At 63.7% G+C, this 9,980-nt stretch carries 10 protein-coding genes; 2 read left to right on the forward strand and 8 right to left on the reverse strand.

Features of this window, described 5'->3' with window-relative positions; all coding sequences use genetic code 11:
- Position 1 precedes the first annotated feature (1 nt).
- The 7 genes from IEX18_RS15970 to IEX18_RS16000 form a co-directional block, all read right to left on the reverse strand.
- On the reverse strand, positions 2-823 hold the full coding sequence (locus IEX18_RS15970; RefSeq protein ID WP_188659995.1) for a hypothetical protein: 822 nt from the start codon (positions 821-823) through the stop codon (positions 2-4).
- Complete coding sequence (locus tag IEX18_RS15975) at positions 820-2,403, reverse strand: hypothetical protein (protein ID WP_188659998.1); 1,584 nt, start codon at positions 2,401-2,403, stop codon at positions 820-822. The genes IEX18_RS15970 and IEX18_RS15975 overlap by 4 nt, the downstream gene beginning before the upstream one ends.
- Before the next feature lie 7 nt (positions 2,404-2,410).
- Positions 2,411-3,178, reverse strand: coding sequence for a hypothetical protein (locus tag IEX18_RS15980; protein WP_188660001.1), 768 nt, complete (start codon positions 3,176-3,178; stop codon positions 2,411-2,413).
- A 2-nt stretch (positions 3,179-3,180) separates the two neighbouring features.
- Positions 3,181-4,545, reverse strand: a complete 1,365-nt coding sequence (locus tag IEX18_RS15985; RefSeq protein WP_188660004.1) for an ATP-binding protein — start codon at positions 4,543-4,545, stop codon at positions 3,181-3,183.
- A complete protein-coding gene (locus IEX18_RS15990) occupies positions 4,545-7,022 on the reverse strand; it encodes an Hsp70 family protein (RefSeq protein ID WP_188660006.1) in 2,478 nt (825 codons plus the stop codon). Before IEX18_RS15990 ends, IEX18_RS15985 begins: the two co-directional genes overlap by 1 nt.
- 4 nt (positions 7,023-7,026) lie before the next feature.
- A complete protein-coding gene (locus IEX18_RS15995; protein ID WP_188660009.1) occupies positions 7,027-7,377 on the reverse strand; it encodes a hypothetical protein in 351 nt (116 codons plus the stop codon).
- 90 nt (positions 7,378-7,467) lie between these two features.
- Positions 7,468-7,788: a DUF6471 domain-containing protein gene (locus IEX18_RS16000; RefSeq protein WP_229664638.1), complete on the reverse strand. Its 321-nt coding sequence runs from the start codon at positions 7,786-7,788 to the stop codon at positions 7,468-7,470.
- Positions 7,789-7,885: 97 nt separating this feature from the next.
- Between IEX18_RS16000 and IEX18_RS16005 the strand changes: the two genes are divergently transcribed.
- On the forward strand, positions 7,886-8,962 hold the full coding sequence (locus IEX18_RS16005; protein ID WP_188660012.1) for an IS1595 family transposase: 1,077 nt from the start codon (positions 7,886-7,888) through the stop codon (positions 8,960-8,962).
- 5 nt (positions 8,963-8,967) lie between these two features.
- Here the strand turns inward: IEX18_RS16005 and IEX18_RS16010 are convergent, their stop codons facing one another.
- Positions 8,968-9,459: a hypothetical protein gene (locus tag IEX18_RS16010; RefSeq protein WP_188660015.1), complete on the reverse strand. Its 492-nt coding sequence runs from the start codon at positions 9,457-9,459 to the stop codon at positions 8,968-8,970.
- Between the two features lie 102 nt (positions 9,460-9,561).
- Between IEX18_RS16010 and IEX18_RS16015 the strand changes: the two genes are divergently transcribed.
- Positions 9,562-9,933 (forward strand): hypothetical protein, encoded by a 372-nt coding sequence (locus tag IEX18_RS16015; RefSeq protein WP_188660018.1) that lies wholly within the window; start codon positions 9,562-9,564, stop codon positions 9,931-9,933.
- Positions 9,934-9,980: the final 47 nt, after the last annotated feature.

The following is a 9,980-nucleotide window of genomic DNA, read 5'->3' on the forward strand; positions in this document are numbered from 1 at the left end:
GTCACGGGAGGTTCTCTTCGCGATACTCTCCTACGACCCAGATAAAGCTCTGCACATCGATGCGATCTGCGGGACCAAGCTGCGCGATCCCGGCAGCCGTATCGTCAGCCAGGTCGAGCAGGCTGCGATACACATCGGCCGTGATCTCCGAATCATATTCGATCGCGAAGCGGTGGCCGATCCGCTCCGCAAAGTCGCGGGTGGCCGTCGGCTTCAGGAACATGTGTTGTTCGGGTGACCACAGGAACGGCAGATAGGTGGCGATAGGCCAAGTCAGCGTTCCATGCGGCGCGATCGCATTTCGCATGCCGGCGATTCCGCTGTTGAACTCGCCATTGGCGAATGCGGCTGCCGCGCGAAGGAACGCGCCGCCATGCTCCGCCAGAACCTCGCGGAGCCTGGTCGACTCCTGCAGCGACGGCATGTGGGTCCACAGCTCATCCTTCTTGAACGCTGCGGCCAGCGTTTTTCCGTCAGCATCGGTCGCCTTTTCTGCCGCGGTGAGCGGGAGCAGCGTCATGAGCGTCTTGTGGGCGTCGACCTTGTAGCGGCGCTCGCCATCGTGAGCAGTGTAACGCTGTCCGGCGAAGCCGCCGGGCATGAACTTGAGGAAGCGCGCGATCGCGCCTTCCATCCCGAAGTAATTCGGATGCGCCGTCCCAGCGAGATTCATGAGCCGCGCGCGGAGCCGGTTCCGGTCCTCATCGTGCAGCTTTTCGCCGATGACCTTCCCGCCTAGGATGACGACGCCGATCCAGGTGCCGTCCTTGTCCGCGCCGATGCGGAGGACGGCCTTGCCGTATTTCTGGTCCGTCGTCCTCATGCCATGAAAGCCTCGCTCAACCGAACGCGTCCGTTCTTGAAGGCCTGCCGGACCAGCCCCTCGAAGAAGTGGATGTTGTCCACCTCCCGGTACGCCATGGAAGCCGAGGCCTTGGAGCCCTTCGGTCCGTTGACGATGAACGAGCCATCGGCCGTCGTGACGCTCACGTCCGCCCAGGCGAACTCGGCCGGCTCGCTACCGAGGAACTTTCGCCTGGTCAGCACCACGGTGTCGTTACGGACGATCATGCTCCCGAACCGCAGCTCACCGCCAGCACCGAGCTTTTCCACCATTTCGTTGACGAGCCGAAATCCTACACCCTTCCACAGCTTCGGGACGAACGCCTCGAAGATGGCCCCGTTCTTAAACTCAGCCGTGGTAGTGGAGCTTCCGTCGGTCCAGGCGATCAGATAGTCGGTGCCGGTCGGAATGCCGTTGACCGACTTTCTCACTGCCCCCCATCGCACACCACGGACGGCAGTCAGAGCCGTCCGCCGGCCTCGCCACTCGATACCCGCTTTATCGATGGCCAAGCGGGTCTTGCTGAACGTGCCGATGTCCGCTGCATACGAAAGGTCGGCATCCTCTTGTGCCGCCTCAGCGGCCAGCTTCTCGAGAGCCTTGGCGTCCTCGGCGACCTGGTTCGCGATTCGCGGCAGGGCGGAGAAGCTGGCGCCGACCATGGCGGACACCTGCCGCGCCTCGTCGATCAGGTGATGATCGTTGTAGAGGTCGATCGACAGTCCACGGACGGCGAAGGCGAGGTTCTCACTATCCGAGTCCTTGCGACCAAGCAGGGTCGCGCTGACCTGGATCGGGTGGGTCAACTCGTCCCATGTGACGAGAAGCTCCTTCAGGGCCTCGAACAACGGCGAAAGCGCGTCCGGGCGCGTGGCAGCGAGTTCCCTGGCCTTGGCGACGAGGCGTTTGGCGCCATCAACCTCCTTGGTCATGAACGGCTGGGCGCGGAGAGCGTAGTCCGCAATCAGCTCGTGCATGAAAAGGGGGAATCGTTCCTCGGCTTCGAGCTTGTCGACAAGCAGGAACATCGCTTCCGCCATCTCGGCCGTCGGCGTCCGCTCCATCACCGTCATCGCCGACCGGCGCCAGCCTTGGCGACGATCACGCAGGACGTCCTCGGCAGACTCGGCGGAGGAGAACGATGGGAAGCCCGCGATCTCGCGGTCCTCATTGATCTCCCGCAGCACCTGATGGAGATCGACTCCATCGACAGCGGCGCTCAGCTCATCCAGGAACGCGCCCAGCTCCGCGATCCCTGCAGGCGTCCAGCGCTCGGCGGCGATCGCGAGGGCGTTTGCCTTGGCCAGCCCGGCAAGAGGTAGCTGACCGATGCGTGTCACCGGTGTCGACAGCGCCTGCTCGGCGACCTTCGGCGACGTACCGGGGAACCAGCCGAGCTCCGCCTCGAGGCGTTTGCGGGGATTGATGAGGGTCGCCCGCGCCTGCGAACATAGCTCAGCGTCGAGAACGTCAGAACGATCCTCGGCCGCCTCCATGATCCGTGCGCGGTCATCGCGCATCGTGATGCCGAGGACCGCGAATGGGTTGGTCGTCGTCACGGGGTCTTCACTGGACACGGTTACGCCCTTCCGTCTCTAGCTGCGAACGCTTTTGTTCGACCTGCGACGCGGCGAGAGGCCGGTCGTTCGACATGATAGATCGGTTGACGCAGCGGCGGTTGTAATCGTTTACGGCGTCGTTGAAGCCGTCCACGTTGCGATTGAATCGGTCGACGTCGCTGTATTGCAAGCTGTCGAGTTCCGTCTTCTGCGCGGCAATCCGCATATCCTCGGCGAGGCAGTAGCGGACTTCCGATATGCTGAGGGTGGAATAGCCTGGAAGCGGCTTGTCCAGGGCGCCATCGTCCTCTTGCGCTTCCTCCTCCGTGGTGGACGTGCCGGCATCCGCGGCATCGAGGGCTTCGCCGATAGTAGGAGTCCCGGCGCCTTCATCGACGGCGGTCATGTTGTCCGTCATCGAATCCGGGTCGTTCATGTCGGTGACGGACTCCCCGGTCTGGTCCCAAGAGCTTGAGGTAGAATAGGACGGCGACGTGGAGTCGCTGTCGCTCACGGCACGAACACCGCCGAAGATGCAGGCCTTGATCGCGAGGAGAAGGCCAATCGCGAGGATCCATCCTCCCACCTTCTTCAGGCCGCCCGTGAACGCTCCGCCATCGCTGTGGACCGGCGTGGACGGCGTTACCGGCGCGGGCGCTGGAGCCGGTGCAGGTCGCGGACCGGAGGCGATCCGGTCCGCCTTCGCGATCGCGCCATCGACGTCGGTGCTGAATTCGGACAGGCCGTCGAAGCCCCTGCCTGTTGAGTCGGTCATGGTCAGAACCCGATCCTGCGCTGGTCATCGGCGTTGCGCGACGGGCTCTTCGCCAGCGCCGCGGCAATCTCGTCAGCCCCGATCCGCTCCTTGCGCGCGCGTGCAGCCAGCCGCCCCGCCTCGCGTATGACGAAGGCGACGTCCGACAGCGGGCGGCCGGCCAGCCGGTCCGCCAGCCCGCTGAGGTCGTCCACATCGTTGGGGATGTCGGTGAGCAGAGACTGCAGCAGACCCGCGATCTCTTCCCGACCCGCGTGATCAACGTGGATGACGTGGTCGAAGCGGCCGCGGCGCAGTATGGCGGGGTCGATCGCATCGACCTGGTTCGTCATGCCGATCACCAACACGCGGTTCCTGGCCGCCTCGGGGATGCGACGCAGGAACTCCGCGATCTCCTCGACGTGGTGCTGTTGGGAACCGGCTTCACGGCTCGACAGGAACGCGTCCATCTCGTCGATGACGATGACCGAGGGGGCGGCCTTGATCGCATCCGCGAACACCTGCGCGACCTTGCGTGAGGTCTCGTGGATGTAAGGGCTGGCGACGCTGGACGCCTCGATGGGGAAGCTCGGCCAGCCAAGGTGCTCAACCAGTCGTTCAACCGCAAACGTCTTGCCGCAACCGGTCGGTCCTTCAAGGATGATCCCGCCCGGAAATCCGATTCCGAGCGCAGCGTAACGCTCCTCGTCGGCCACGATGTCGATGACGTGCTCGTTGAAAAAATCGGCAAGAGCGCGGCGACCGGGCAATTCGAAGCGTCCAATCGGCGTCGGTGACGCCTTCGGCTTGGAGGCATTGCCCTTCCGTGTTCTGGGCGTGCCGGACCGCACGGGTTTCTTGGTGGCCAACCCGGCGGTCACCGCGATCAACTCGAGATCGCCTTCGTCGAACTTCGGACAAATGCGCGCGAGCGCAACTATGTCATCACCCGACACCTCGACGCCACCAGTCATGTAGCGGCCGAGGACATCGGCTCTCGACATGGGTTCCGCGGCGGACGCATCGAACGGAACGAGCATGCCCTTCATCTCATCATAGATGACGCCACGCACTGGCTCGTCGATCGCTGCAACGGCGCTAGCGAAATTGAGCGCCTGATCGACCGTGATTGGCCGCGGCAGGTGCTCAAGCAGGTCGAGCGCGCCGGAGGCGAGCTGGCAGCGGTAATTAGTCCCGGCAAACGTCAGCTCCTTGAGCCCAGCCGGTTCAAGCGCAGTCGCCGAGGCGAACGCAGGCGTCATGACGAGAACGCGCCGGCCGCCCTTGGCCGCGTGAATCCAGAAGGCGTCGTCGACCGAGCGGATGACCCGCCCGAGCACCTGGTCATCCGGCAGCGGAGTGCCTTGAGGAAGCGGGGAGCTGGGCATCAGCCCCTCACGATGTTGGTCATCGCGAGCATCTCCTCTTCGCCGCCGCGCGTGAAGCGCAGCTCGTCCAGTGCGATGAGGAGGTCGCGGAGCGTCGCCATATCCGACCGGGCGAGAGCGGAGCGTCCCTGCTGGATCAGCGCGTCGTAGCGCGCCTGGTCGATGAACTGCTCCGGGCTGCGCGACAGCCAGTGGAAGCGCTCGACGATGAACTCGTCGGACCGCCACAGCGCCGCGATATTCTTCGACCGCAGCTCGGAGAGATGCGCCTCGAAGTCGGTGCCGTTCGCGTCGATCGAATGCTGCGCCGTCCGCACCAGCGCATCGAACGCCTTGGCTTCCTCGGGACGAGCGAACTCGCGTCCCCAGCCGTCGAAGTTCGCAACGATCCCATCGAGATCGATCTGGCGAATGACCTTCAGATGATCCTTGCGGACCTGCGAGATGTCGCGGCGCGCAGCGCGGATCTCGTCGAGGGCCTGCTTGGTCTCCTCGGGTTCGGCACGGTCGACATCGAGGCTCGCCGCCGTGGCGATCCGGTCCCGGATCGCGCCGACCCTGGGATCGTCGATGTGCCTGCCGAACTCGTCGAGCCGTCCGATCGTCGCCTGCGCCTCGACGGCCACCAGGCCCGCCGCCTGCGCATAGTCGAGCTGCGCATCCTGCCGTGCGTAGTAGTTGTGACCGCTGTCAAAAAAGCCGCGAATTTCGTCAACCGATACACCGAGACGAACCGTTCCAGCATCAGTGATCTCGTACTCGCACCGTATTTCCGATCCCACCGAGATCATCCCGTCCTCGAAGTCGGATCCCGACACTCGGAAGGTGCCGATGAATACGTTGTCCTCGACGGGCTCGCGGATGTCGCCTTCCCATAGCTTGAAGTTCAGCGCACCGGGACTTCCGGCTCGGAGCGCCTCGCCAGCTCTGAACTTCGCGACCCCCTTCTTCGGGAGCGGATCACCAGCACGAACGAGCGGAACCAGCACAGTGGGCCCGCCACGCCCCTCGAGCGCCTCGACACTGATTGTGTGCGAGGCCGGGATGGCATCGATCAACGCGGCCGTCCTGCTGATGACAATGCGATCGTTGGCGATCCCCACCGGACCACCGCTCGCGTCGAAGACGAAGACGCGGAAGCCGTTCTCGCCGGGCTTGGCCAGCGGCAGGTCAATGGCCGCCCCTTCCTTCAACTCCTTGCGGCCGGAGGACCAGCCCGTGTCGAGGCTGTCGACCTGGAACTCACCGGTGGAAGCGCCCACCTTGCGCGCGACGATTCGCGCCGAGGCGTCCGGCGTGCGCGCGACGAACGAGAACTCGAGACCGGTGGCCGACAGGGAGCTGCGCGATGCCTTGCGACCTCGGCTCTGCGTGGACCAGTCGATCGACTCGGCGAAGATGGCCGCGCCCTCTGCGACCGCCGTCATTGGGTTCACGTCGGTGGAGGCGGCGATCCCGAGCTCGAACGCCACCTTGTCGCGCAGCGGCTTGTATTGCGTGGGACCGCCTACGAAGACTACCCGGTCGACGTCGTGTGCGCTGATGCCGGCCTGGTCGAGCGTGGCGCGCGCGGACTTGATCGCTTCGTCGAGGATGGGCTCTATCAGTCGGTCGAGAGCGGCACGATCGATCGGGATGTCGAAATAGATGTCGTCGCCACGATCGTCGCGGACCCTGATCTCGGTCTCCTCCATGGCGATCACGGCGTCTTCGGCGCGGGACAGCGAGATCTTCGCCTTCTCGGCCGCCCACGTCGCCAAGCGGACCAGCGACGTATAGCGCTTGTCCGAGGCGAAGCCCTCGGGGAGATCGAACGTCTCGACGAGCCAAGGCTTGACCACTTCGTCCATCAGCGCCCGGTCGATGTCGCGACCGCCGCACATCTCGACGCCACCGTGCGCGAGGAGGCTCACACGGCCCTTCATGCTCTGTGCGATGGCGATGTCCAGCGTTCCGCCGCCGAGATCGAAGACGAGGAACGTGCCATCGCGGTTGCGCTGGCGCATGACGCTCATGACGGCCGCCACCGGCTCCTGCATCAGCGCAACGCGCCCGATGCCCGCCGACTCCGCCGCGGCAAGGGTCGCATCCTTCTGCATCTGGTTAAACGCGGCTGGCACGGTGATGACGGTTCCGGTGTCACCGTCGCGCCGCATCGTCTCCGGGAGGTAGCCGAAGACCGTGCGCAGCACTTCCGCCGAGCATTCCTCCGGCGTCATAACCTTGTCGACGGCAGACAGCCGGACCGGCGTGCTCGTCCCCATCATGCGCTTGAACAGCGTGGCGGCATTCTCCGGGCTCCGCGCGGCGCCGTCATAGGCGCGCGATCCCACGAACTTGTTGCCGCGCCGGTCGATCAGGATCGCCGAGGGCGTGACGTCGTGCTGGTCCGGGCTCTTGTAGAGGACCACATTCTCGCCGTCGTAGCTTGCGATGGCGCTATTGGTCGTGCCGAGATCGATGCCTACGTATTCCATTGGTCTAGTTCCTGAGCATCATTGTGCCGGTGCGACGGACCCCATCGGGTCCCATCACGATCGGCTCCATCATCTGATCGACATAGAGGGTGTCTTCCGGACCGAAGTCGGCCGCGTTGAGCGCCGTCGCCGCCATGCCGGTGTCATATGGCTGCCCATCCAGCGTCACGAGTCGAAGCCCGAGTGGCGCCAGACTGTCGTCGAGCTTCCGTTGAAAGTAGCGGACCTGGTTGGACTGGCGCCCTGCCGCACGGATGTCGCTGGCATCGATCGAGCGCTGAAATATGCGGCACAGTCGCCAACTCTCAACCGCGAGGTTGATGAGCAGGTCCTCGGTATCGACTGCTTCTTCCATAAGCCCCCTTTTGGAGCTCGCGACGACATTCGGCTCCTCGATTTCGGTTGTAGGATGGAGTTCAAGATGCGCCAAGCGCAGCCAAAAACTTCAGGAATTGGGCGTGGGCGCCCGCTTGGCGAGTTGCTGAGCGCCATGATCCCCGATGCCTCGCCCCTGCGCCAGATCGGCGACGGTCGGGACCTGCATCCAGTCCACGCCGATCGCCGCCATCGCCTGCAGGAAGAAGACAAAGGTGAACCGGCCGCGCGACACCTTGTTCTTGATGGCCGCCTCGGTCTCTGCGATCCCGATGGCATCCAGGGCTTCGACCAGACGGGCGTAGCTGATGCCTTTGCGCATGAGTTCGGCCCGCAACATGTTTCGCGCCAGAGCTTCCCAATCAGCGCCGCCAATCGTCCCCTCTGTCATGCCAACACCGTAAGGTCGTATCGAATGTGATAATCAGGGTATCGCATATGGCACCTTTTGCTTGCAATGCCACCTTCGCGGTGTCATATACGAGACTATGGATAGCGCGAGCGATACCGGAAAGGCAAGGCGAACGCGTAATGCGTCTGGCTCGCATTTTCGGCAGTCGAAGGCCTGGCGCACGTTCCCGCTGTCCAAGCTCGAGAAGATTACGGAAGAGGATGCCGAGACGCTGTTCCGAAAGATGCGCTGGCCGGCGACCGATGGCGAGCCCGTCTGTCCTTGGTGCGGCTCACACGAGCACTGGTATCTGGCGAACCAGCGTCGCTGGAAGTGCAAGGAGGCAAGCTGTCGGAAGCAGTTCTCCATCACGAGCGGCACGCCGCTCGCGCACCACAAGCTCAGCTTCAAGCAGATGCTGTCCGCGGCGCGCTCGTTCACGAAGGGGGCCAAGGGCAACAATGCCATCGACCTGACCGCGGACGTCGATTTCGAATACAAGACCGGCTATGTGCTTCAGCAGAAGTATCGCGAGGGCATCCTGCACTCCATGCGGGACGAACGCCTCACCGGTGAAGTCGAGATCGATGGCGGATGGTTCGGGGGCTACATCAAGCCCGAGAACCGCAAGATCAATCGCGTCGATCGTCGCCTGAAGGCCAATCTCAACGGCAAGCGGCGCGTCGTCGTCGGTGCCCGCGAGCGCAGGGACGGCGGCCGGATGATCGTCGGTGTGTTTGACACCGAGGACCAGGCCTGCGCATGGCTCTCCGAAAGCATCGACATCATGGCGACGGTGTATGCCGACGAAGCGCCCGCGTGGGACGATCTTCACGCCACGCACGACGTGAAGCGGGTCAACCATTCCGAGCTCTACGCGACGGGTGACAAAAACATCATCAACACGAACCAGATGGAGAGCTTTTTCTCCCGCCTGCGCCGCATGGAAACCGGGACGCACCACCACATCGCAGGCCGCTACCTGCTGCGATACGCCAGTGACGGGGCGTGGCGCGAGGTGAAGAGCCGCGTCGATCACCTCACCCAGACTCATGATCTCCTGAAGGCCGTCCTTGCGGCACCTCAATCCAGGTCGTTCTCGGGATACTGGCAGCGCGGCAGCGCGAACCATGTGGACAGCCTGTTCGGAGACATATTCGCGGGCCTCCACTGACCGGGTCAGTGGCGAGACACGATGTTCCATTTCCGCGCGAAGGCAGCCCCGTCGTGGGCGACGATGTTCTTCTTGGCTTTTTGTCTTAGCGTTGAGTCCACAGAGTTCCTGATCCGCTGACGCGTCTGTGGATCTACCTCGCCGACACCTTCCTGAGCTAGAAGCCGATCGGTGATCTCGCTGATCGTGAGCGGCACACCGGCCTGACGCATGACGTCGAGGGCTGTCTTGCTGATACGACCGATGCCAACGGGCGCCTTGTGGACGTTCGGGCGGACTGCCTTGACCTTTGCAGGTACCCAGGCCGGGTCTATCTCTTTCAGCAGCTCCTCGGCGCATTCGAGCAGGCGTTCGATCCGCTGCGTCCGGGCGCTCAACGTCGGCAACAGTTCGAAGAGGGACTGGATCTTCGCGACCTCGCCCTGCTTGTCCTTCAGTTCGCCCGCTAGCAGCGCATACTTGCGCTCAAGCGCGTGCTTCAGGTTCGTCTGGCCCACCGTGTCTCATCCTGCCTCAGCCTTGATCAAGCGAGATGGAATGGCACGGGGGCGTTAAAAATCCTTGGTTCAGCTGCGACATTATGCCGCGAATACGCTGACGTGCGGGGGCGCCTGTTCGCCGGCATATCCGCACATCCGCATATCGTATTCGTTCACGACAGCTTCTACGGAAACACGAGGCAGGACGAGGGTGCCGACGAGGCGTCTACCGAAGGGGACCACGACGACTGGTTCGGAGACGACTACTTCAAGCCGCTGAGCGACGACGTCACAGCACTAGTCACAGACCTGTTGGACCGGCACGACGTCCAGGTCGTCCCCTATGAACGCAACGTCGAGATAAACGTGCTCGCCGCGAGCTTCGTCGACGAGCAGCAGCGCAACGTGCTCTTCCGCTTCTACGTGCCAAAGGGGAAGGCATGGGCCCGGGTGTCAACGGCGGAGCAAAATCCGGCCACGGTGGCGGTGTAAAAGTAGGCCAGCGGTCGAGGCGTGATGACGACATGGAAAGGGCCCCG

It is taken from the genome of Sphingomonas metalli (genome assembly GCF_014641735.1).
GTDB lineage: Bacteria > Pseudomonadota > Alphaproteobacteria > Sphingomonadales > Sphingomonadaceae > Sphingomonas > Sphingomonas metalli.

Excerpts from the sequence above, each read along its gene's own strand:
- IEX18_RS16005 (WP_188660012.1), top strand. The coding sequence starts at position 7,886 with ATGGATAGCGCGAGCGATACCGGAAAGGCAAGGCGAACGCGTAATGCG.
- IEX18_RS15995 (WP_188660009.1), bottom strand. The coding sequence starts at position 7,377 with ATGGAAGAAGCAGTCGATACCGAGGACCTGCTCATCAACCTCGCGGTT.
- IEX18_RS15985 (WP_188660004.1), bottom strand. The coding sequence starts at position 4,545 with ATGCCCAGCTCCCCGCTTCCTCAAGGCACTCCGCTGCCGGATGACCAG.
- IEX18_RS15970 (WP_188659995.1), bottom strand. The coding sequence starts at position 823 with ATGAGGACGACGGACCAGAAATACGGCAAGGCCGTCCTCCGCATCGGC.
- IEX18_RS15980 (WP_188660001.1), bottom strand. The coding sequence starts at position 3,178 with ATGACCGACTCAACAGGCAGGGGCTTCGACGGCCTGTCCGAATTCAGC.
- IEX18_RS15990 (WP_188660006.1), bottom strand. The coding sequence starts at position 7,022 with ATGGAATACGTAGGCATCGATCTCGGCACGACCAATAGCGCCATCGCA.
- IEX18_RS16000 (WP_229664638.1), bottom strand. The coding sequence starts at position 7,788 with ATGACAGAGGGGACGATTGGCGGCGCTGATTGGGAAGCTCTGGCGCGA.